This is a genomic window from Coprococcus comes ATCC 27758 (assembly GCF_025149785.1).
GTDB classification, from domain to species: Bacteria; Bacillota; Clostridia; order Lachnospirales; family Lachnospiraceae; genus Allocoprococcus; species Allocoprococcus comes.
The window spans coordinates 2,498,687-2,523,220 of record NZ_CP102277.1 but is presented as its reverse complement, the minus strand read 5'-3'; the positions used below and the strand labels follow the sequence as shown (position 1 = coordinate 2,523,220).

Here is a 24,534-nt window from a genome sequence, read left to right as displayed (position 1 = left end):
AGGTAATTATGGGAAAGGGAACGATTAAGACAAAGGCTATGACGATGGCTGTGGCAATGTCGATGGTAGCGGGACTTTGTCCGTCGACGGTGTTTGCGGCATCAGGTAGTGTAGTTGCAAAGGATGGAACTTATACAGCAACAAAGCATGTTGTTAATAATCCGGATGATGAAAATGATTGGGATGAGTATGATGTGGAGGTAAGCCTTACTGTTTCCGATGGGAAATTTTCAAATATTACGGTTACGCCTAAGAATGGATATGATTCAACTACTAATGACTCTTATTTTAACAAGGCTTATAATAAGTCAAAAGGAATCAACACATTACTAAAAGATAAAGATGCGACAGAAGATACAATAAACGGTTGGGATACAAAGACTGGTGCTACATGTACAGCAACGGCAGTTAAAGCAGCTGCGCTTGAAGCGATTCAGTCTGCTCCGGCAGCATCAACTGAAGTAACAGTAGATACGACAGCGTTAAGTGGTGCAATTGCATCGGCGGAGGCACTTAAAGATAAAGAGGAAGATTATACTGCAGAGTCATGGAGTAATATGCAGGAAAAGCTGACAGCAGCAAAAAATGTTTTTACTGCAAAAGAATCTCAGGCAACAGTCGATGCAGCAGCAAAAGCTTTAACGGATGCAATGAATGCACTTGAAGCAAAAACTCCAGATGTACAGAAAGAAGTCTATGTGTTAATGAACATTCCATATGCTGATTTTTACAAAGCAGATGGTGTGACAGGTGCGGATGCTGTTTCATCAGCAACAAAGCAGAAAACGAGAGGAACACTTGTAGCAGGATCTTATCATGTAAACAGTGATGGATCGGATATTACAGGTGTAACTTTCCCAGTTAAGATCAGTGATGCCTCTTCCCTTGAAAAATATACACAGATTACAGACGAGAGTAAAGTTGATATTACTACACAGTCAAAAGCAGGCGAAGCGACAACAACCTATACTGGAAAGGATGCATTATTTGAAAGCGCAAGCTATTCCTACTATGTTTTAAGTGAAGCACCATCCTACTATAAAGAAGCAACAGTAAATTCTGATGGAAGCCTGAGTTTTGGTGAAATAAAAGGAGCAAAGGTACAGACTTTATCAGATGCCACAACAAAATTTTCAACTTCATCAAGATATGGTGATTATCAGTTAAATATAAGCGGACTTCCGTCAGAGATTAAAACTGTATATGGTGTAGTAATCAGTACCGAGGAAGGCAGCAAATATGGACTTCGTCATCTGGAAAATATCTGGAAAAACAAAGAACTTGCATGGAGTACCGGATTTGTAACACAATCAAAAGGAAACAACCTTAATTATAAAGACTACGCTGCCATGATGGGACAGACAATCAATAAGGTAACTTACTATACAGATGCTGGTATTTATGAAATTCCGATGGATCAGAAAGTTGCAAAGAAATTTGACGGAGAAGTATCAGTAGAAGATGTATCTGTGAAATCAGAAAAAACAGCTATAACGGTAAGTGGACTTCCGAATGATTTTGAAGAAGAATATAAAATTGATGGAATCGATGAAGATGCATATTCTGTTGAGATCAAATCAGATGGCAAGACAACTACAAGAACAATTAATTTTAAGAAAGCACTTGCAAAAGGTAGATATACAGTTACGCTTAGCGATAGGAATGGAAATTATGCACCAATCTCCACAACATTTAATGCTTATACAGAAACAATGCCGGCAAAATATAATGAAAATGACGAAGATCCGGCTGTGGTGAAAGCGGATGGTGTTGATGAAGAAGAATTCCAGACATATTTAAAAAATATTACATCAGTAACTGTGAATGGAAAAGAATATGCAGCTTCCGGAAAAAAAGGAGTAAAACTAATTACAGAAGACGGAAAACTGGATCTTTCAAAGGATGCATTTAAAGATGCAAAAGCAGGAGAAGCATTTGCTGTAACAATCGCAGAAGACGGTTATCAGGCATATACATTTACTTATAAAGTACCGGAAGAAAAAAGTGAGTATTCTTATGTTTATGTTGGTATGAGCTGGTCTGAATACTGGGCAAAAGAAGGTGTCTATGCAGCAGGTGATACAGGATCTTCTTCTGATGTAGATTCTCGTAACGAGTATGACAAGGGTGCTTTTGATGCAGTAACAAGAGCAACAGCAAATCATGGATTGCATCGAGGCAGTTTCCAGTGTAGTGCAGTTATTGAAGATACAAATGGAAACAAATATGAGCTCGCATACTGGAATGCAGACGGAAAAGCTGTAATGTCAGACGGAAGTGTTTATACGAGATCAACCAATGAAGATAAAAAAGCAGTGTTTACTGCTGAGGACGGAAGCTCATTTATCCAGGCTGATTATAAAGTAACAGGTATCAAATATGTTCCGGTTAAAGTAAAAACAGCAGATCTGAATGCATTACAAGAAGAATATGCAGTTGTGGAAAACGGAGGCACATTAAGTGGAGGATTTTCTGAAAATCAGCTTCAGTCTTACACAGCAATTGCAGATGTAACCCCAAATACAAATGGCCTTAAGACCGCCGAAAAGCAGGATGATGGAAGCTTTACATTTTCTGAAAGAACAACAGGTTCCTATTCCGGATTAAAAGACACACAACTGGCAGTGGCAGCTGATATCACACCGAATGTCAGAGAGACAAAAGATGTGGGAAGTTTTGGAGAATTTATCCGTGTAGATTTAAATGGAAACTATGGTGGGCTTGGTTCTGCGATGCAGGCTGTTGAATGGACCTATTATGGAGATGATGCAAGCTATACAACACCGGTAAGAACATTTGGAACAAAATTTGCGGCAGATAACTGGATGCATAAATCTAATGGAATCCAGCTTGGACTGACAGACTCTCTCAGATGCCAGCTTCCGGAAGGAACGGATGGTACAGGTTACTGGAAACTGACAGTCTATGGACTTGGTTATGCAGATTACAGCTATAGTTTCAAGATCGGAACAGAAAATCTTGCGGCACCAAAAACTGCAACCAAAGAAGATATCAAAGCATTACAGGACAAAATTGATGAAGCAAGTGCATTAAACGAATCTGATTATACAAAAGACAGCTGGGATAAGATGATAAGTGAACTGGAAGAATCGAAAGAGCTTCTTGCACAGGAGAATCCGTTACAGTCAGCTGTGAAAGAGCAAACGCTCCATATGACAGCAGCAATTGAGGCACTTGTGAAAGCAGATAAATATGTTCTCATGAACATCCCATACGCAGAATTCTACAAAGCTGAAACAACAGGTAATGATACTAAGGTAGATGCATTTACTTCTGCGACAAAGAACAAGACCAGAACCAAAGGTCTTGCAGGTGGATCATACCATGAAAATGCAGATGGATCCAGTATTGATGGTATCACTTATGCTGTAAAAGTAGACCCTTCGGTAGATCTTTCAAAATACAAAGAAGTGAAAGACGATGATTCCGTAGAAATTACAGTTACAAACAGAGGACAGACAACTACCACAACACTGACTGGAAAAGACACATTATTTGAAAATGCATCTTATGCATACTATCCACTTACAGAAGCACCGGCAAACTATAAAGAAGTTTCTGTCGATGCAGATGGAAAACTTGTGTTCAGTGAAGTAAAAGGTCAGGAAGCAACGAAGGTAGAAGGAGTTACAGCAAAACTTTCAACCGAATCATCTTATGGAGATTACGAGCTTGATCTTGATGGACTTCCAGAAGAAATCACATCAGACAATGTAAATGCAGTTGTAGTAAAGACAACCGACGGAACCGCTTATGGTATGCGTCATTTAGAAAATATCTGGTTAGGTACGAAACTCGCATGGAGTACCGGATTTACAAGTCAAGTACATGGTTGCCCGACATCATCTGGACATTACAAATCTATGATGGGCAAGACCATTGACAGCATTGAGTATTATACAACAAATGGTGTGTATACAATGGATATCGCAGATATCTATGTTCCTGTAAAATCAGAGATTACAAAAGTGAAAGTCGCCGATGCAGACATTACAGCAGGCAAGACTAAAATCAATGTACAGCTTCCAGATGAATTTAAACCGGAATACAGTGTGGATGGACTGGATGTGTCGGTAGAAGGTAAAGTACTGACTTTTAAAGCAGCGACAGAGAGCAGAGCAGCAGCTTCTGTAAAACCTGGAAAATATACCCTCACAATTAAAGATAAGAACAAGAAATATGCAGATGTTGTTACAACATTTACATTGACAACAAAAGATATGCCTGCAGCATATGATGAAGAGAATAAGAAACTTGTAGAGGCAAAAGGATTTGACACAGATGCGCTTAAAGCTTATCTTGGAAATATTACTTCTGTAAATGTAAATGGTAAAGATTATGCAGCAAGTGGAAGAGGCTCCGTAGTTATTATCAATAAGGATGGTACGATCAAGACAGATGCAGATCCGTTTAAGGATGCGGTAGCTGGAACGGAATTCCAGATTACAGTAGCTTCAACAGGTTATACAACTCCTCTTACATTTACTTACAAGATAGCAGAGACTCCGGCACCGGCAGAGGTTGATACAACAGCACTGGAAGCTGCAATTGCAGAAGCTGATAACCTTAAAGAAGCAGACTACACAGCAGAAAGCTGGAGTGTATACCAGGCAGCACTGCAGAGCGCACGTACTGCACTGGAAGCAAAGGAAAGTCAGGATGCAGTTGATCAGGCACTTGCTGCTTTAAATGCAGCAAAAGATGCACTGGTTAAAGCTGAAGAAGAACCGGTTGCAATCAATACTGCTTCTCTTGAAAAAGCAATTGCAGATGCAAAAGCGCTTAAAGAAGCAGATTACACAGCAGATAGCTGGAAAGCACTGCAGAGCGCACTTTCAGATGCCCAGAAAGCACTGGAAGCAAAAGAAAGCCAGGAAGCAGTAGATAATGCAACAAACAGCCTGAACAAAGCGATCAAAGCACTTGTAAAGAAAGGCAGCTCATCTGTAAAGAAGACAGATGGTACAACCAATGGATCCAAGACAAGCGGAAACGATTCTGTAAAAACAGGAGATCCGGCAAGTGTACTTGGCTGGCTTGGACTTGCAGTTTCTTCGCTCGGAGCAGGTATGGGCGGCTTTGCCTGGAAACGCAGAAAAAGAAAATAAGACTATACGATAATTTGTAACAAAGAATCAAATTAGAATAAGAATTAGAAAGCTGACAGACAGATGAGAAAAAATACATTTGTCTGCCAGCTTTTTTTTTATAGGAGATTCCGAAGGAACTGCAGATTATGTAATTTCTATTACAGAAAGCTGGATGACACCGACGATCCTTATGACATTGACTTTTGTAGTATCTGCTTTTATTGCATTCTTTACAGGAACTTCATGGGGAACCTATGCGATTGTTACACCAATCTGTGTACAGATGGCTCTGAATATATCTGGTGGAGCTTTAACACCGGTCGTATATGCTACAATAGCAGCTGTAATGGGTGGAGGATGCTTTGGAGATCATTGTTCACCGCTTTCTGATACCACGATTTTATCATCACTTGCAACCGGATCTGATCATATCGATCATGTAACAGCTTTTTTTAATTTCTTGCTATTTATTTTTCCGAAATGTATAATTTTTGGTAAAAGTATGATTTTTTGCATCAAAAGTATAGTTTTTGATAAATTCTTTATCATGTCTTATCTAAAATAAGAAGTAGGAAGATTATCAGGAATGGGGAAAATGGTATGAAATTATTAAAACTTGTGATTGTAGATGACGAACCAATCCTTCTGCAGGGACTGGTTAAGACGTACAACTGGAATGAGATGGGATTTGAAGTTGCCGGTCAGGCACAGAGTGGGGAGCAGGCAATCGAAGTGATCAAAAAAGTGAAGCCCCATGTCGTACTGACGGATATCCGGATGAAACAGGTTTCCGGTCTGATGGTGATGGAAGAGATCCAGAAGACAGAGCTGGATCCGGTTTTTATTGTGCTCAGTGCATACCGTGATTTTAATTATGCACAGCAGGCGTGTGATCTTGGTGCATATGCATATCTGCTGAAACCAATCGAGGAAGATAAACTGCAGGAGACCATGCAGGGCGCATACCAGACCTGTATGGAGAAACTGGAGAGCGAAGAGCGTTATGAAAGCTGGGAAAATATGATCCGAAAAGATTCCACCAGTTTTCTTCAGGTTGTTGTACAGAAATATTTACAGAATAAAATTTCCTATGAAAAAATGCAGGAAGTATTTGCGATCTTGAAAGATGTGATCGAAGAGGGCGACCGTTTTATTGCAATGTGTGTGGATCTTGATCTTACATATAAGATTACGGATGCACTGAATTACGAAGCAGCCAGGCTGGAATTGATACAATCTCTGGAAGAAATGTTTTCAGAGCGGTATTTTTTCTGGCATTTTGAAAAGGCAGAAGGTTGTCATGTATTTCTGATCAAGACAAAGGAAAATGCGACAGTGCGCGAGATTGCGCAGATTCTGGAACAGGTTAAAAGGGAACAGAAAAGTCCGGTTACTGCATCGATTTCCAAACCGTATAAAGGACTGGATGGAATCCGCCGAAGTTACGAAGAGGCGCAGGGACTTTTCGAGCCAATCTGCAGCAGTGCCACAAATGAGAATACTTTTTCCATACCTGTGAAAAAGGAAGAAAAAGCGGCAAAAAGTGATTGTGAAGAGGCAGGACTTACGATCGTCAATGCTGTTCGGAAGAATGCGTTTAAAGAGTTAAAACAGGCTTTTATTGCGTTGATCTACGCACTTCCACATGAGGAAGAGTTACAGATCCGTTATATACATAAGGTTATGCTGCAAGCGGAGATGATGCTGAACGATACTTACGGAATGACGGAAAAACTGCAGAAACAGTTCCGGAATTATTATTCGAATATGGAGAGTCTGACAGCAGCACAGGCGGTAGATGTCAGTTATAAGATCCTCGGAGAAGCAATTGAGGAACGGGAAAAATACGCAGAAAGCGGAGAAAATAAATGTGCAAAGGAATATATGACAGTGGCACTTTCTTATATCGGTGAGCATTTGCAGGAGGAAGAACTTTCTATTGTTCAGGTGGCAACGCAGATTTATCTGAATCCGGTATATTTCGGGCGTGTATTTAAAAATACATTTCATATGACCTTTAAAAAGTATCTCTTACAGCAGAGAATGGAGAAAGCAAAGAGGCTGATCCAGGATGGATGTGAGAGTATAGGAACGGTATGTGAGCAGGTGGGAATCAGCAATGCATCCTATTTTTCACATTTATTTAAAGAATATACAGGAAAATTACCGAGTGAATACAAAAAGGATTACGAAGAATGAAGAAATGGGTGATTAAATCCGGAATACAGAGAAAATACCTTCGATATATAATGGGGCTGTTGTTGCTGGCAATTTTGCTGTCAAGCATCGGTGTTTGGATTTATGTAAGGCAGAGTCTGACCACAGAGGTTACAGATAAATATGAATTTTTAAATGAGAAGATGGGGCTGGCTCTGGATACACTGTCAAAAGAGGCGGATGAAGGGACAGCAGAATGTATTACTTACGATCAGGTTCAGGAAAGTCTGAAAAAAACTTCACTTGCAGATGTGGAAAAGAACTCCCTTCAGAAATATTTTGCCTATATGAATCTGGATCATGTGGCAGAATACTGCTATGTGGATAATAAAAATAATGTTTATGCCAGATCCTACTCGCATATTGATTATGAAGATTTTTCAGACAGCCATCTGGAAGATTACATGGGAGATTCTTATGCGAAAACACAGTGGTTCTGGGCGAAGGATACTCTGTTTGGGACGGAGAAAGAAGCATTGTTTATCGGAAGGTATGTGCACAGTATGGAATACGCCAGCAAACCAGGGCTGTTGCTTATCAAGATGAATGACAGCTTTCTGGAAACGATACTTGGAAAGGATCGGAGTATGACAGATGACGTGCAGATCGGAATTCTGGATAAGGAGGGAAATTTATGCGCTGTCTGGTGTCCGAAAGGGACGAAGATTGCGGATGCGGTAAAACAGGAAGTCTATAAGATCAGCGCACAGGAAACAAGCGGTATCCTTGCAAAAAGCCGGAGAGTGAGCGGTGGTGTCTGCTCCATTTACAAAGAAAGCAGCTCTGAAATGACGGTGTTCACAGTCGTTCCGTCGAGTGTAATGACGCAGGGAACGATGAGGGTACTTACGGTGCTGATCGGGATTTATCTGTTTGTGGCAGTGGTAGCGGTTGTGCTCAGTATCTATTTTTCCAAGCGGTTCACCAGTCCGATCCGGGAGATCAGTGAAGAGATGACACAGTTTGACGGAAATGATTTCAGTCGCCTGATTGAACTGAATACCAATACAGAACTGGATCAGATCGGACATTCCTACAATAAGATGCTAAAAAATATTGAGAATCTTCTGGCAGAGATCAAAGAACAGGAAGGGGTGCTCAGACGGACGGAGTTGAACATGCTTCTGGCACAGATCAACCCACATTTCCTTTATAATACGCTGGATACAATTTACATGCTTGCGCGGATAAACGGAGAAGAGACGACCATGAAGATGATTCAGGCACTTTCCAAATATCTGCGTCTGTCACTCAGCAAGGGCAGTGATATCGTGACGGTGGAGGACGAACTGGAAAATGTAAAGAGTTATATGGAAATCCAACAGATCCGGAATGCAAATCTGTTCCGGTATGAGATTGAGTGTAAGGTGGAAGAGAAGAGTACGTGGATGCTGAAGCTGATCTTGCAGCCACTTGTCGAGAATGCGATCAAGTACGGATTCTGCGAAATTTATGAGAATGGTCTGATCCGGATTGAGATTGCGAGGGAGGATAGCCAGCTGAAAATCGTGGTATTCAATAATGGGAAGCCGATTGAACGGGAAATGATGGAAAAGATCAATGCCTTAAACGGGCATCCGATTCTGGAGGCGAAAAAATGCTTCCAGGATAAGGAACACGGATATGGAGTGGTGAATGTACTGACCAGACTGCGGCTGAAATATGGAGAGGATGTGCTGTTTTACTATGAGGCAGAAGAAAATGGAACCCGGTGTACAATCCAAATTCCGGATGACGGAAAGGAGAAACGTGATTTATAGAAAATATTTGCAATCGGTGTTTTGTATCGTACTGGTTCTGACAGTGCTGACCGGATGTGGTAAAAATACGGGGCAGACAAGCCGGAGCACAGAAAAAAAGGAGATTGATATTCCGATCATTCTGACGGTAGATCCGACTTCCGGCAAGAAAACGGAACAGGATGTCGTTGATGCATTTAATGAAGAATATGCCGGTACGTATCATATGCAAGTGGAATGGATCATGGAGACGGAAGAGGAATACCGAAAAAATCTGAAACGGTTAAATGTCACAGACGAGCTTCCGACTGTGATCTATGATGTGCGCACCCTGCCGTCCTTTTATCAGATGATGGTTGCGGATGGACGGATCGAGAATCTGAGTCCGTATCTGGAAGAGGATGAAGAGTGGAGGAATATGATCGAACCGGCGGTGATGGAAGGCTGTACGGATGAGGATGGCAATATCTATCTTGGACCGATCAGTACGGCGGCATTTGCGTGCGCCGGCATGTTTTGGAATCCGGAGCTTTTTGCGGAAGCAGGGATTGAGAAATTCCCGGAGACATGGGAAGAATTCTGGGACTGCTGTGACCGGCTGCAGGCAAACGGAATCACACCGCTTGGACTTCACACTGAAGGAACCGGCTGGGCGCCGATGCTGATTGCAACAGCAGAGGCAGCACACACGGAAGAAGGCTATGCATTTATGAAAGAGCTTCTCCCAGAAAGCTATTCCAATGATACCGGTCTTGAAATTGCAGAAACCTTGCAGAAATTGTTTCGGTATACAACAGAAGATGCAATTCATGCTGACTACGATGTGGCATACAATAATTTTGTCACAGGAAAGGTGGCAATGATCCCGAACGGATACTGGATGATCGATCAGTTGCCGGAAGAATGGAAAGAAAAGGTAAGATTTTCCGCATTTCCGGGAAATAAACTGATCGCCTCACCGGAAACCTTTGGCTGGGCGGTGGTTTCCACTTACAGCGAGGAGGTCAAAGAAGGAGCGGTTGAATTTTTGAAATTTCGCACGAAATTCAATCTGGAAGAGAAGAAAGAGCTGATGGACAAGAACGGACGCACTGAAATCAGTCAGCTCCTTCAGGATTATGTAAATGCCTACAATAACAATCCGCAGATCGTTCCGAACTATCAGGTGAAATGGAACTCCATCCTTCAGGAAGAGACAATCGGGGAGTGCCTGCCACAGCTTGCCGCCGGGAAAATGCCGCCTGCGCAGATGGTGGAGACTGCCGATGAAAGTATCCGGGAGTATGAGAAAGAGAGATGATGGGAGGAGAAGGCTGTTGGTGTCATTTTATCAATAACAAATTTTTTACATTTCGAAAAGTATATTTTTTGTTAAAGGAGGTTTGCGATTTGCTACAGCCTTTGATTGGATTCTTGCTATTATTTAAGCATAGAAAAGAAATCCAGACGAGGAGGAACGGAAATTATGAAAAACAAAAAAAGATGGCTGGCACTGGGGCTGGTAGGAATCATGACACTTGGATGCTTTGCAGGATGTGGAAGCAAGAGCGATGGCAAGAGTGCAGACGGTAAAGGGGACAGCAGCAAAGGATCTGTATATTATCTGAACTTCAAACCGGAGCAGGATGAACAGTGGCAGCAGCTGGCAAAGGATTACACAAAAGAGACAGGTGTAGATGTAACGGTTGTTACAGCAGCTTCCGGAAACTATGAAACCACTCTGATGAGTGAAATGGGAAAGAGCGGAGCACCAACATTATTCCAGGTAAACGGACCTGTAGGACTTGCAAACTGGAAAGATTACTGCTACGACTTATCAGATTCTGATATTTACAAAGAACTCACAAGTGATGATTATGCACTGAAAGACGGAGATTCTGTAGCAGGTATCGGATATGTTATTGAAACATACGGAATTATCACAAATAAGACATTATTAAAAGAAGCAGGATATACACCGGATGACATCAAATCTTTTGCAGATCTGAAAAAAGTAGCAGAAGACATTACAAATAGAACTTCTGAACTTGGATTTTCTGCATTTACTTCAGCAGGTATGGACGGATCTTCTGACTGGAGATTCAAGACACACCTTGCAAACCTTCCGATCTACTTTGAATATCAGGATGAAGGAATTAACACAACAGATGCAATCAAAGGCACATATCTTGACAATTATCGCGATATGTGGGATCTGTACATCAACAACAGCACATGCGATCCAAAGGATCTTGCTGCAAAGACAGGTGACGATGCAAGAAATGAATTCCTGAATAAAAAAGCTGTATTCTATCAGAATGGTACATGGGAATATACACAGCTGATCGATGGTGGTCTGACAGATGATGACATGACCATGCTTCCGATTTACTTTGGTGTAGGCGATGAAGCAAACCAGGGACTCTGCACAGGTACAGAAAATTACTGGTGCGTAAATAAAGACGCAGACGAAGCTGATATTCAGGCTACATTAGATTTTATGGACTGGTGTGTAACTTCAGATGAAGGAACAAAATGTATGGCAGACGATATGGGATTCAACATTCCGTTTAAGAAAGCTCAGGAATCTCAGAATCTCTTTATCAAAGAAGACAAACAGATGACCGAAGACGGAAAGACTCCGGTAGCATGGAACTTCTCAACAATGCCTTCAGAAGAGTGGAAAAATGGTGTTGGATCTGCACTGACAGCTTATGCAGCAGATCAGACAGATGCTAACTGGGATGCAGTAGTAAGTGCATTCGTAGATGGATGGGCATCTGAATACAAGCTTGCAAATGAATAAATAAGTTGCATAAAAAGAACGGACCTAGGGGCAGGCGGCTTGCCTGCCCCTTTTAAGTGAGAGGAGAGCCTGTACGAAGCGGGTTTTCTGGATATGGGAACCTACGTTTTTCCATATAAAAATAAAAAGTGAAATGAGAGCCACCTGGTAGGAAGATCCTTCCGGGCAAAAGGAAAAGAGGAGGATTTCTATGGAAAAGGCACTGAAAAAACATGCACCAATATTTGTTCTCCCAACATTTCTTGCATTTGTGATCGGATTTATCATTCCGTTTGCACAGGGATTTTATCTTTCTTTTTGTAAGTTTACAACAGTAGGAAATGCAACATTTGTTGGAATATCAAATTATACCGCAGCAATCAAGGATACATCATTTACAAGTTCATTTAAATTTACAGTATTATTTGCGATTGTATCGATCTTACTGATCAACGTACTGGCATTTGGCCTGGCACTGCTTCTGACACAGAAGTTAAAGGGAACCAATATTTTCAGAACTATTTTCTTTATGCCGAACCTGATCGGTGGAATCGTACTTGGATATATCTGGCAGATCCTGATCAACTGTCTGCTTACGATCATCGGACAGCCGCTTCTGGCACTGAATTCTTCAGCCGGTTACTGGGGACTTATCATTTTGATGTGCTGGCAGCAGATCGGATATATGATGATTATTTACATCGCAGGTCTTCAGAATGTACCGGATGATCTGATCGAAGCAGCAGAGATTGACGGAGCAGCAAAGTGGGATATCCTCTGGAAGATCAGAGTTCCGATGGTAATGTCTTCCATCACGATCTGCGTCTTCCTGACACTTACCAATTCATTTAAATTGTTTGATCAGAACCTGGCTCTTACAGGTGGAGATCCAAACCATGCGACAGAAATGCTGGCACTGAATATTTACCAGACATTCTACGCACGTGCCGGAATGCAGTGGAAAGGTTATGGACAGGCAAAAGCAGTGATCTTCTGTGCTCTGGTTATCATTATTTCACTGGTACAGCTGAAAGCAACAAGATCTAAGGAGGTGCAGCAGTAATGAAAAAGAAGAAAAGTATTGCAAATACAATATGGATAGTTATATTAACAATTGCGGCACTCGCCTGGATTTATCCGATCATTATGATCCTGATGAACTCTTTGAAAAAAGAATCAGCGATCAGTACAGGAACTGCATTTAAACTTCCGACTGCAGATGCATTTGCAGGAATCGCAAACTATGTAGATGCCGTTGCTTCAAAAGGATTTTTGAGCAGTCTTGGATACAGTACATTTATTACGATTACTTCTGTAGTTGCTATTCTTGTATGTTGCTCCATGTGTGCATGGTATATAACCCGTGTAAATAGTCCGATTTCAAAGATTTTATATTATCTGTTTGTATTTTCCATGGTTGTTCCTTTCCAGATGGTTATGTTCACCTTGTCACAGACAGCAGATACCTTACATCTGAATATGCCATGGAATATCTGGGTGATCTATCTCGGATTTGGCGCAGGTCTTGCGGTATTTATGTTCTGCGGATTTGTAAAATCGATTCCTGTAGAAATCGAAGAAGCTGCCATGATCGACGGATGTAATCCGCTGCAGACCTTCTTTTTGATCGACATCCATATCCTGAAGCCTACCATGATATCCGTAGGTATTCTGGAAGCAATGTGGGTATGGAATGATTACCTGCTTCCAACTCTTGTACTTGATATTAAGAAGTATAAAACAATCCCAATGCTGATCCAGTATTTCCGCGGAAGTTACGGAAGAGTTGAAATGGGACCGATGATGGCAAGCATTATGCTTACAGTAATCCCAATCATCATTGTATATCTGGCAGGACAGAAGTACATCATCAAGGGTGTTGCTGCCGGAGCTGTAAAGGGATAGAAAAATATAGTATAAATTTGGCGGACAGGCGTTGCTTGTCCGCTTTTAAATAGAAAAAGCTTGCAAATTTTGAGAGTTTCCGTTAAGATATAGCGAAAATGGTAGAAAACATTGAGAAAGGAAAGAAGGTATGTTTCAGACGATTATTGGGGCGGTCAGTTCATTTATGTACAGCAAACTTCTGGTGATTATTCTGATCGGTGCAGGTTTATATTTTACAATCCGGACAAGATTTCCACAGGTGCGTTTATTTGAGAGAGCTTGTGAGTCCGTGATGGAGAAGCCGGACGACAAAGAGGCAATCTCATCATTCCAGGCGCTTATGGTTTCAACGGCATCGAGAGTAGGAACGGGAAATATTGTCGGGGTGTCATCGGCAATTTGTATTGGGGGATTTGGTTCTGTATTCTGGATGTGGGTGATTGCGATCATTGGAAGTGCGTCTGCACTGATTGAAAGTACGCTGGCACAGATTTACAAGAAAAAGGGAGAGGATGGGAAATGCTATGGTGGTCCGGCTTATTATATCGAGGCGGCGCTGCATTGCAGACCACTGGCGATCGTGTTTTGTATTGCCATGATCCTGACTTATGCATTTGGATTCAATATGCTGGCATCCTACAATCTGCAGTCTACATTTTCCGGATTTTCTTTTTATGATCCGAAGGTAAGCCCATGGATCATTGGTGGGATTCTGGCAGTTCTGACCGGATGGTGTCTGCTTGGCGGTGGAAGCCGTATTGTAAAGGTGACATCGACGCTTGTGCCGGTGATGGGACTTGCATATATCGGTATGGCGCTGATTGTGGTTATCATCAATATCCGCAATGTGCCGGAAATGTTCCTGCGTATTTTTGAGGAAGCGTTTGATTTCAAGGCGATTTTCGGAGCGTTTGCGGGTTCTGCTATGATGCAGGGTATCCGCCGTGGGCTTTATTCCAACGAAGCCGGAATCGGTTCGGCACCGAATGCATCTGCTTCTGCAAATGTCAGCCATCCGGTCAAACAGGGACTGGTTCAGATGCTGTCTGTCTTTATCGACACACTTCTTCTTTGCACGGCAACGGCGATGATGTGTATGTCGTCTGGCATTGATCCAACCAGGGAGATGCAGGGGGCACCGTGGGTTCAGGCATCTCTTCAGGAATCCCTGGGAGCATTTGGTCCGGTATTTATAACGGTGGCTATGGTATTTTTTGCGTTTACAACATTGCTTGGAAATTGTTTCTATTGCGACAATCTTCTGACCTATATCCATAAAAAGGAACCGGGAAAAAAATTTATGCGCGGATTCCGCCTGGTATCTGCATTTGTTGTATTTCTAGGGGCAGGTATGGAAATGTCGCTTTTGTGGGATCTTTCCGATGTACTGATGGGTGTGATGGCACTGATCAATATTCCGGTGATCCTGATTTTGTCCGGGACGGCATTTAAGGCAATCCGGGATTATGAGGATCAGTTGAAGCGGGGAGTTAATCCGGTGTTTAAAAGTGCAGATATTGAGCTGGAGCAGAAGACGGATTTCTGGAATTAGGGAATCTGCGAGAGTGGTTCGGAAAATGATGGAAGGCTGTGAATTGGATTTGACAAAAGTTGTTTTGTGATAATTTGGCGTGAAATCCGGCTTGACAAATTTTGAAGGATACGGTAGTATGACAAAAGAAGAGAAAATTACAGGCTATGAAGAGAACAAGTAGCAGATGACAAGGCTCAGACAGAAAGTAACCGGTTGATGAGAGGTGCACGAAGAGTCAGATGTGAATACATCTTGGAGTTTCACACCGAACGCGCGGAAGCGCAAGTAAGCTGTGACGGAGTGGCGGACGTTATACCTGCTACGGTAATGTTAGTTACTGACTGAGGCATTCGGTGCGAGCCGAATGTGAATTAAGGTGGTACCACGAGAGAATATACCTCGTCCTTAAAGGCTGATTGGCCGGAGGACGAGGTTTTTTTATTGGAAAAATTGAAGGGGTTCAGGACGGACGCTATCCGGAATCTATTTCTATTTGTCTGCGGGTTCGGCGGCTGATACTTCTAAGGTTTTGTAAATTTGTTAAGGGCATGATTGAAAATCCATAACTCGCTGCGCTCAGACAGATGGATTTTCAATCATAACACAAATTCCCAAAACCTAAGAAGTATGAGCATCCGCCTGCACATGCAGTCAAATAGAAATGGTTTCCGGATGGCTGACATCCTTGAAGACTTCAAAGAGTTCCAGACGGGACGCCTCCTTCTCCGGGGGAGAAGATTGGCTGTGACTAAGATATAGGTTTTGAAAAAAGAAAGGAAAGATTAGAAATGGGTATTTATGAAGAGCTTAAGGCCAGAGGATTGATTGCGCAGGTTACGGATGAGCCGCTTATCCGGGATCTGGTGAATAACGGGAAGGCTACGTTTTATATTGGGTTTGATCCGACGGCGGATAGTCTGCATGTTGGACATTTTATGGCACTGTGCCTGATGAAGAGACTGCAGGAGGCTGGCAATAAGCCGATCGCTTTGATCGGGGGCGGTACTGCTATGATCGGGGATCCGTCCGGTAGAACAGATATGCGTCAGATGATGACACCGGAGACAATCCAGCACAACTGTGACTGCTTTAAGAAGCAGATGAGCCGTTTTATTGATTTTTCAGACGGGAAAGCACTGATGGTTAATAATGCGGACTGGCTGATGGATCTGAATTATGTGGAAGTACTTCGTGAAGTCGGAGCACATTTCTCCGTAAATCGTATGCTGACTGCAGAATGCTACAAACAGCGTATGGAAAAGGGATTGAGCTTCCTTGAGTTCAATTACATGATCATGCAGAGCTATGATTTCTATATGTTATACCAGAAATACGGCTGTAATCTTCAGTTTGGCGGAGATGATCAGTGGAGCAACATGCTTGGTGGTACAGAGCTGATCCGTCGTAAGCTTGGTAAGGATGCAAGTGCGATGACAATCACACTGCTTCTGAATTCAGAAGGAAAGAAGATGGGTAAGACACAGTCTGGAGCTGTATGGCTTGATCCGGAAAAAACTTCTCCGTTTGAATTCTACCAGTATTGGAGAAATGTGGCAGATGCAGATGTTCTTAAATGTTTACGTATGCTGACATTCCTTCCGCTTGAGCAGATTGATGAGATGGACAAATGGGAAGGCGCACAGCTTAACACAGCAAAAGAAATCCTTGCGTTTGAACTGACAAAACTGGTTCACGGCGAAGAAGAAGCTACAAAGGCACAGGAAGGCGCACGTGCACTGTTCAGCTCAGGAAATGCAGCAGATATGCCGACAGCAGAGCTTTCTGATGAAGATTTTGCAGACGGGTCTGTCGATATCCTGACACTGCTTCACAAGAGTGGACTGGTTGCTTCCAAGTCAGAAGCACGCCGTGCCGTACAGCAGGGTGGAGTTGCCGTTGACGGAGAAAAGGTTTCCGATATTGCGACAACATTTGCAAAAGCAGACTTTGAAGGTGAAGGAAAAGTTGTAAGAAAAGGAAAGAAGAATTTCCGTAAAGTAATCGCAAAATAAGAGGACAGAAAAATGAGTTTTACAGAAATAAAAGCAGAAGAATTAAAGGATAATCCATTTGACCTGATCGGAAAACAGTGGATGCTGATCACAGCAGGAAATGAAGAAAAATGTAACACCATGACAGCAAGCTGGGGTGGTGTTGGAATTATGTGGGGCAAGCCGACTGCGACAGCTTATATCCGTGATTCCCGTTATACCAAAGAATTTGTGGACAGAGAAGATTATTTTACACTGGCATTCTTTGGAGAAGAGCATAGAGAAGCGTTAAATCTCTGTGGAAGAGTTTCCGGAAGGGACGAAGATAAGATCAAAGAAGCCGGTCTGACACCATATTATGTAGATGGAACAGTTGCGTTTGAAGAAGCAAAAATGATCTTTGTATGCAAGAAGGTTTATGTACAGCGCATGGGAGAAGAACATTTTGTTGAGAAAGCAAATCTTGACAAATGGTATGCTGACAAAGATATGCATAACATGTATATGGGAGAAATTAAGAAGATTCTTGTGAAAGAGGATTAGGCTATGTGTAGTAGGACACAGAAGCTGACTGTAGTTCTGGCCTCTGCATCACCGCGCAGGACAGAACTGCTGGAACAGGGAAATATAAAGCATGTAGTCATGCCGTCACACTGTGAGGAAGTAATTACATCCCAGGTTCCAAGCCAGGTTGTGGAAGAACTTTCTGTACAGAAAGCAGAAGATGTCTATCAGCAGTATGAAACGAAAAATACAGGAGATTTTCTGGTGATCGGCTCAGATACGGTGGTTGCAGCGGATGGAAAGATTCTCGGAAAGCCAAAGGATAAAGAAGAGGCATATCAGATGATTTCCATGCTTCAGGGAAAAGCACATCAGGTTTACACCGGTGTTACGCTTCTGATAAAGAAGGATGGGAAAAAGATCCGGAAGACATTTCATGAATGCAGTGATGTGCATGTATATCCGATGAGCAAGGAAGAAATCAGGGAATATATTGCGACAGGAGAGCCGATGGACAAGGCAGGAGCCTATGGAATCCAAGGGGCATTTGGCGTGTATATCTGTGGGATTGAAGGTGATTATAATACGATCGTCGGACTTCCTCTTGCAAGGGTATATCAGGAAATGAAGAAATATATTTATTAGAAAATGGGATAAATGACCAGAAGGGAGAACGTCAGAACAGAAAAAGAGTTCTGATGTTCTCCTTTGGTTTTATTTAGAAATCTGTAGAGTTTTAACAAATATTTAGTGTGAGTTCCTGGGTGTCTAATCCTTTTCCGGATACTTTTACAGTGACAGTGCCTGGTTCATAGCCGGCCCGGATTACGGCTAAGGATTTGCCATAGAATGTCTTGAAAGTATCGTTGCAGAAGCTTTCTTCAACATTTGGTCTTGCAGAACCGTATCCCTGAAGTGTTGCAGGACCAGAGATTTCTATTTTCAGCTCCTGGTCGACAGAGGATTTTGTGATTCCATTTTCACCGATAAGATCGATATTAAGGAAGCAGAGATCCTGACCATTTGCACAGAGGTTTGTTGTTTCAGGAGTGAGTTTTATCGAAGTTTTTCCAGTGGCTGAGACAAGCGTGGTGCGGGCTGTTTCTTTTCCGGAGGAGTCGTAAGCAATGGCTTCGATTTTGCCGGCTTCATATGGAATTTTCCTGAATTTTGCAATATCTTTTTTCGGTTTCTTTTTACCTGCGCTTTTTCCATTGACAAGAAGTTCTATTTTGTCTGCATCTGAGTAGATTGTTACAGAAGCTTTTTTCCCTTCGCAGCCTTCCCATGACCAGCTTTCCACCGCATCTGTGACACGCCACATAGAAAGAGACTGGAAATAGTCTGTGCGGGTATAAGGGTCAACACCAATTGTTGGAGTTTTCTGTAATCCCCAGATGATCTTGCTCCATCCAACTTCCGGACGTTTTTTTCCACAGATATCAATGATACCGGCACCACCGGAAATAATAAGGCCCGGATCGGCATTTTGCTTCGTCTTTTTGTCTTTGTACTGAATGGTGCCAATGCCTGATTCACCAAGATAATCATATCCGGTCCACATAAAGTCGCCGGTCATGGTAGGAATCGATTTGACAAGCTGCCAGTTATCGTAAAGGGTCTGCGGGAGAGTTTCAGAGCCGGTTGTCGCCTGTTCCGGATGATTTCTGGCATCAATTTTATAGCGGCTGGATGCATAATTATATCCGGGAATATCGAAAATACCGGACATAATTTCAGCAATGGCAGTCGCTTTTTTTGTTTTGGCTGCTTTATTGATGAGTCCGCCCATTTTGTTCATCATGATATTGAAAAATTCAGAGGTCGGAGCGTTATCCAGTCCACCGGAACCACTGTCTTTGACTTTACCGTCTTCGTCCGTGCCATAAATACTTTTTTTACTTCCGGCCATGGTAGCAAGCATCAGATTGATCCCGGCTGTGACAGGTCTTGTATGATCTTTGGTATGGCAGAATTCAGTCATGATACGGGCCTGTTCCTGCCCGTCTGCAAGTCCAAGCTCTGTAATCTCGTTTCCAACAGAGTACATCACAACAGAAGAATGGTTATAGTCTTTTGAAATCATGGCAGCAATATCAGCTTTCCACCATTTGAAAAATGTTTCACCGGCGTAATCGTAAGGATTTTTCTTGATCAGCCACATATCAAAAGCTTCGTCAATAATGTACATACCAAGTTGATCGCATGCATCCAGCATTGCCTTTGAAATGGGATTGTGTGAAGAACGGATGGCATTAAATCCGGCTTCTTTTAAAATGCGTACCCGCCGACATTCAGCATCATGGAAGCCACAGGCACCGAGTACCCCATTATCATGATGGATGCAGGCACCCCGGAAAAGGACGGACTTGTTGTTTACAAGAAATCCATCTTTTCCCCAGGAAAGGGTACGGATTCCGAAAGAGGTTCTGGCAGTATCAATGGCAGTTCCATTTTGTAGAAGGGTTGCCTTGCAGGTATATAAATAAGGATCTTCGGCAGACCAGAGGTGTGCATCTGGGATGGTGATGGTGACATCTGTGCCTTCGGAAGATACGATTTTGCCAGTGTCATTGAAAATTTCCAGTACAATTTTTTCATCGGGCTGCATAACCGCGTCAGTAAAAATGTGGATTGTATTAAGATCAACAATCTGCACTTTTAACCCTTCCGGGCGGATATAAGAACTTCCGGAACGGTAAAGGTGCACTTCGCGGTAGATACCGGATCCGGAGTACCAACGGCTGTTCGGGACATCTGCGTTGTCTGCAACGACTTTCAGTTCATTTGTTCCGGCAATAACTTTTCCGGTGATGTCAACAAAAAAGTTTGTGTATCCGTAAGGATGTTCGGCAACCTGTCTGCCGTTTAAGAATACGGTTGCGTTTTGATAGACAGCCTCAAATTCTAAGATCAGAGTTTGTCTGGTTTCATTTTCCGAAAGATCGAAAATTTTAGTGTAAATATATTTGCCACCGGCAAAATAGGCACTTGCACTTGCGGTTTTATTCTCTTTTGAGCGCTCTTCACGGATCATGGCGTCATCTGGAAGATTGACATGAAGTATTTCATTGGATCCGTCTTTCTGTACGGTCCAGTCACGGTTGAAATCTGTTTTTTGCATAAGTTTTCCTCGCTTTTACTATTGAATAGAACAATTCGGTTAATTAGTGAGTGGTAAAAAATTTTGACATCCACATCATATGATATTATTATAAATGATATGAAAAAGAGTATAAATGGCATAAATGATGGGATTGAACCTTATGTGTATCAGATTCAATTGTTAAGAGCTATTCGAGATGAACAGGAATGATCACTATAAAAAGATAAAACTGGTTTTTATCAGAAAGAGGAATAAATTATGTATTTTCAATCTACACGTCCTATGATGTATCAGGATTTAATTAAAGAAATGAAGGCATATGAAAAAGGTTTTGGAGAAAATCATTTTACAGAAGATAGTCTTTCTTTTATTTTAGATTTCTATTATCCGGAAAAAGAAGAAGGAAGAGAGGTGCTTACATTTATAGGACCGAAGGATTTAGGATATCTTTGTATGGACAAGGAGGAATCGGACAAAATTCTTGAAAGGAAAAGTATGCACAGACATAATTTCTATGAGTTGATGTATGTTGCAGATGGAAGGCTATATCAGAACATTGAAAATACCAGACATCTTTATCCGAAAGGAAGTTGCTGTCTGATGAATATGAATATTCGCCATCTGGAGGAATTCGATGAGTATTGCAGAGTGATTTTTCTGGAATTTACACAAGAATATATTTTGAATTTACTACAATTTCCAAGTGTTTTTTCCGGGAAACGCACAAAGGAATATGAGATGGTAAGGAAATTCTTTTTACATGAATTGGATAAAGAAGAGGCATCACAACGGGCTTATATCGATTTTATTCCGATGAAAGAGACAAAAGTAGTGCATGATTGTTTTGACAAAATTGCAGTAGGATTGCAGAAGAGAACGCCTAAATCAAATTTTCAGATTGCAGGAGCAATGATAGGAATGTTATCTGCATTGTTTGACGGAGCGCTTTACACAAATACGCCGGTTGCTTTCGGAAATACGTCTGAGAGAGAACTATTTGATCAGATAACCAGTTATATCCGGGAAAAGGATGGACAGGTGCGCAGAAAGGATTTGGAGGAAAAGTTTAGTTATTCAGGAGATTATCTTTATAAAACGGTTGAAAAATATACCGGGTTGTCTCTGTATGAATATAGCACGAAATTTACAATGGAAAAGGCGGAGGGACTTCTTTTGGATTCGGATCTTACGATTGCAGAAATCATGGAGGACCTTGGCTTTAGTAATCGGACACAATTTTACAGGCTTTTTCGAAAAAATTATGGAATGACTCCGAGGGAATATAGAAAATCGAAGTTCCGTTAAATGACAGGAAATCTCAAACGAAATTACTGTATTTACTGGAACAGAGATTCTTTGAAAAAATGCCAGAACCGACAGCAAGCCGGAACTGGCATTTGTGCTGTTAAGCAATATCAATCATTCTCATGGCAAACCAAAGAGGTCTGCTTTGGAAAATGTCCGGAGATATTATTTCAGATACTGCACACTGTACGGCGGCATCTCAAGCTGTCCGCTCATCTGGATTTCATTTCCGGTGAGCAGGTCGGTCATTGTGCCTCCGAGTTCTCCATTGTGCGCAGTAAACGGTGCGTCCGATGCATTGATCGCAACCAGCATCCGTTCATCATCGGTCCGACGCTCAAAGATGAGCTGATGGTTGGTCAGGACAACATTACGGTAGCTTCCGTGGCAGAGTGCATTGCTTCCGGTTCTGACGTGGATCATTTTTTTGATCTCTTCGGTCAGTTCATTTGGCTTTGGTTCTTCAAAGCATGGACGAAGGGCGTAGTCATTATTTGGTGCTTTTACCCCTTCCTCACCCCATTCACTTCCATAATAAATACAAGGAACACCCGGCATACCAAGAAGAAGTCCGTAAGTCAGCGGCAGGTGGTTCTTGTTGGTCAGGATACTTGCAATTCGGGTTACATCGTGGTTGTCAACAAAAGACATCAGATGTTTTCCGCGGTAAATGCACCACTGTTCCGGTCCGTACTGACGATTCAGAGAGTGCGCAATCTCAAACATGTTCATGCTGTTGAAGCTGGAATAAATACCTTTATAGCATTCATAGTTGGTGCAGCTGTGCAGCATTTCGTCATTGACGATCTGATTGTAGTCCCCGAAGAGAACCTCTCCGATCAGGGCAAAGTCAGGTTTTAATTCCTGGCAGAAACTGCGCAGACGTTTCATGAAATTGCGGTCCAGGCAGTATGCAACATCAAGCCGGAGACCGTCGATGTCAAATTCATCGATCCAGCCTTTTACACATTCCAGGAGATAATCTACAACAGCAGAATTGGCAAGATTCAGTTTGACCAGTTCAAAATGTCCTTCCCATCCCTCATACCAGAATCCGTCATTGTAGCAGGAATTACCGTCAAAATTGATGCAGAACCAGTCCTTGTATGGAGAGTCCCATTTCTTTTCCTGTACATCCTTAAATGCCCAGAAGCCGCGTCCTACGTGATTAAACACACCGTCAAGAACGATTTTTACATTGTGTGCATGGAGATCTTTGCATACTTCTGCGAAATCTTCATTGGTTCCGAGACGGCAGTCGATTTTTTTATAATCCCTGGTATCATAACCATGATTGTCTGATTCGAAAATTGGATTTAATAATATAGAAGAGATACCTAAGGATTCCAGATAACTGCTCCAGTCCTTTAATTTTAAAATCCGGGATACGGTTTTGCCGTCATTTGCGGTCGGAGCGCCACAGAATCCAATTGGATAGATCTGATAAAAAATTCCTTCATAAGCCCACATATTCTAGTACCTGCCTTTTAGTCAAAATTTGGATAAAAATCCCATACATCTATTGTATCAGATAGAAGCAAATGATGGTATACTATTTAAAGCAAAAGTGGAATTTGTAAAAAATGTAATGATATAGTAATGTTTTTGAAAAAAAGGAAAGGGAAGCCATTTTTTTTGTTGCAATTTATAGTAACCTTTATTATAATTTATGGTGCGTGAAAAGGTATTTGTGCATAATAATGCACAAATTATGGAGAGAAAAATGTGGCAGTTTATACTAGGAAGTACAGGATTTATTCTGTATTTTATTTATGATATTAACAGTGTTCGGATGAAGAATGCAGTATTACAAAAATTTTTTGCAGCTGGGAGTATTCTCGTTGTAGTATCGCTGATTGCAGAACTTTATGCAGCATGGGGGAGTTGCCATCGGAAGATCGGAACAATGACCGGATTTGGATTAGGAGGATTCCTTTTCTTTTGTCTGCTCATTTATACGTTGTTTTTTGCGCTTCCCTTTGAAGAAACCTATTGTGAAGAAAATAAACTGCGTGCGGCTTATACAGAAGGTATGTATGGATTGTGCCGCCATCCGGGTGTTTTATGGTTTGCAGGAGCGTATTTGTGCATGTGGGGAATGGTCGGTGGATGGAAACAAGGGATTTATTTTTTCCTTATGATTTTCTGGAATTATCTGTATATTATTTTTCAGGATCTGTGGACATTTCCACGGACATTTTTTAACTATAAAGAATATCAGCAAAGTACGCCATTTCTGATACCGAACAGAAAAAGTATACTGGTATGCCTGCGTACTATCAGAAAAAATGATTGATCTGGAGCGGACAGTCTATGAATTTAAAAGAATAATTAAAAAAACAACAGTATAATGAAATATGGCAGCAGTACTGTGGA

General features: G+C 41.8%; 16 protein-coding genes. 14 read left to right on the top strand and 2 right to left on the bottom strand.

Annotated elements, in window-relative coordinates:
* The first annotated feature begins 8 nt into the window (after positions 1–8).
* The 12 genes from NQ556_RS12385 (at position 9) to NQ556_RS12330 (ending at position 18,392) form a co-directional block, all read left to right on the top strand.
* Positions 9–5,129: a penicillin-binding Tp47 domain C-containing protein gene (locus tag NQ556_RS12385; RefSeq protein WP_008373186.1), complete on the top strand. Its 5,121-nt coding sequence runs from the start codon at positions 9–11 to the stop codon at positions 5,127–5,129.
* Positions 5,130–5,208: 79 nt separating this feature from the next.
* On the top strand, positions 5,209–5,676 hold the full coding sequence (locus NQ556_RS12380) for a Na+/H+ antiporter NhaC family protein (RefSeq protein ID WP_022220789.1): 468 nt from the start codon (positions 5,209–5,211) through the stop codon (positions 5,674–5,676).
* Positions 5,677–5,711: 35 nt separating this feature from the next.
* Positions 5,712–7,310 carry a response regulator gene (locus NQ556_RS12375; protein ID WP_204576048.1) on the top strand — a complete coding sequence of 533 codons (1,599 nt, stop codon included), beginning with the start codon at positions 5,712–5,714 and terminating at the stop codon, positions 7,308–7,310.
* Positions 7,307–9,088 carry a sensor histidine kinase gene (locus NQ556_RS12370; RefSeq protein WP_022220786.1) on the top strand — a complete coding sequence of 594 codons (1,782 nt, stop codon included), beginning with the start codon at positions 7,307–7,309 and terminating at the stop codon, positions 9,086–9,088. Before NQ556_RS12375 ends, NQ556_RS12370 begins: the two co-directional genes overlap by 4 nt.
* Complete coding sequence (locus NQ556_RS12365) at positions 9,078–10,367, top strand: ABC transporter substrate-binding protein (RefSeq protein WP_243426648.1); 1,290 nt, start codon at positions 9,078–9,080, stop codon at positions 10,365–10,367. Before NQ556_RS12370 ends, NQ556_RS12365 begins: the two co-directional genes overlap by 11 nt.
* 165 nt (positions 10,368–10,532) lie before the next feature.
* Positions 10,533–11,852: an ABC transporter substrate-binding protein gene (locus NQ556_RS12360; RefSeq protein WP_008373197.1), complete on the top strand. Its 1,320-nt coding sequence runs from the start codon at positions 10,533–10,535 to the stop codon at positions 11,850–11,852.
* Between the two features lie 190 nt (positions 11,853–12,042).
* Entirely contained in the window at positions 12,043–12,894 is an 852-nt protein-coding gene (locus NQ556_RS12355; RefSeq protein WP_008373199.1) for a carbohydrate ABC transporter permease, read from the top strand.
* On the top strand, positions 12,894–13,736 hold the full coding sequence (locus NQ556_RS12350) for a carbohydrate ABC transporter permease (protein ID WP_022220784.1): 843 nt from the start codon (positions 12,894–12,896) through the stop codon (positions 13,734–13,736). The genes NQ556_RS12355 and NQ556_RS12350 overlap by 1 nt, the downstream gene beginning before the upstream one ends.
* A gap of 130 nt (positions 13,737–13,866) precedes the next feature.
* Positions 13,867–15,270, top strand: coding sequence for an alanine/glycine:cation symporter family protein (locus NQ556_RS12345; RefSeq protein ID WP_008373201.1), 1,404 nt, complete (start codon positions 13,867–13,869; stop codon positions 15,268–15,270).
* Between the two features lie 770 nt (positions 15,271–16,040).
* Positions 16,041–17,264 (top strand): tyrosine--tRNA ligase, encoded by a 1,224-nt coding sequence (gene tyrS, locus NQ556_RS12340; RefSeq protein ID WP_008373203.1) that lies wholly within the window; start codon positions 16,041–16,043, stop codon positions 17,262–17,264.
* Between the two features lie 12 nt (positions 17,265–17,276).
* Positions 17,277–17,786, top strand: coding sequence for a flavin reductase family protein (locus tag NQ556_RS12335; protein ID WP_008373204.1), 510 nt, complete (start codon positions 17,277–17,279; stop codon positions 17,784–17,786).
* 3 nt (positions 17,787–17,789) lie between these two features.
* Positions 17,790–18,392 (top strand): Maf family protein, encoded by a 603-nt coding sequence (locus NQ556_RS12330; RefSeq protein ID WP_008373205.1) that lies wholly within the window; start codon positions 17,790–17,792, stop codon positions 18,390–18,392.
* Between the two features lie 91 nt (positions 18,393–18,483).
* On the opposite strand, the gene NQ556_RS12325 is transcribed toward NQ556_RS12330, so the two are convergent.
* Entirely contained in the window at positions 18,484–20,871 is a 2,388-nt protein-coding gene (locus NQ556_RS12325) for a glycoside hydrolase family 2 TIM barrel-domain containing protein (protein WP_022220783.1), read from the bottom strand.
* A 240-nt stretch (positions 20,872–21,111) separates the two neighbouring features.
* Between NQ556_RS12325 and NQ556_RS12320 the strand changes: the two genes are divergently transcribed.
* Complete coding sequence (locus NQ556_RS12320; protein ID WP_022220782.1) at positions 21,112–22,158, top strand: AraC family transcriptional regulator; 1,047 nt, start codon at positions 21,112–21,114, stop codon at positions 22,156–22,158.
* 165 nt (positions 22,159–22,323) lie between these two features.
* Here NQ556_RS12320 and NQ556_RS12315 read toward each other — a convergent pair whose 3' ends face one another.
* Complete coding sequence (locus NQ556_RS12315; RefSeq protein WP_008373212.1) at positions 22,324–23,628, bottom strand: alpha-amylase family glycosyl hydrolase; 1,305 nt, start codon at positions 23,626–23,628, stop codon at positions 22,324–22,326.
* Between the two features lie 253 nt (positions 23,629–23,881).
* On the opposite strand from NQ556_RS12315, the gene NQ556_RS12310 reads away from it, so the two are divergent.
* Positions 23,882–24,454, top strand: a complete 573-nt coding sequence (locus NQ556_RS12310; protein ID WP_022220781.1) for a hypothetical protein — start codon at positions 23,882–23,884, stop codon at positions 24,452–24,454.
* Positions 24,455–24,534 lie beyond the last annotated feature (80 nt).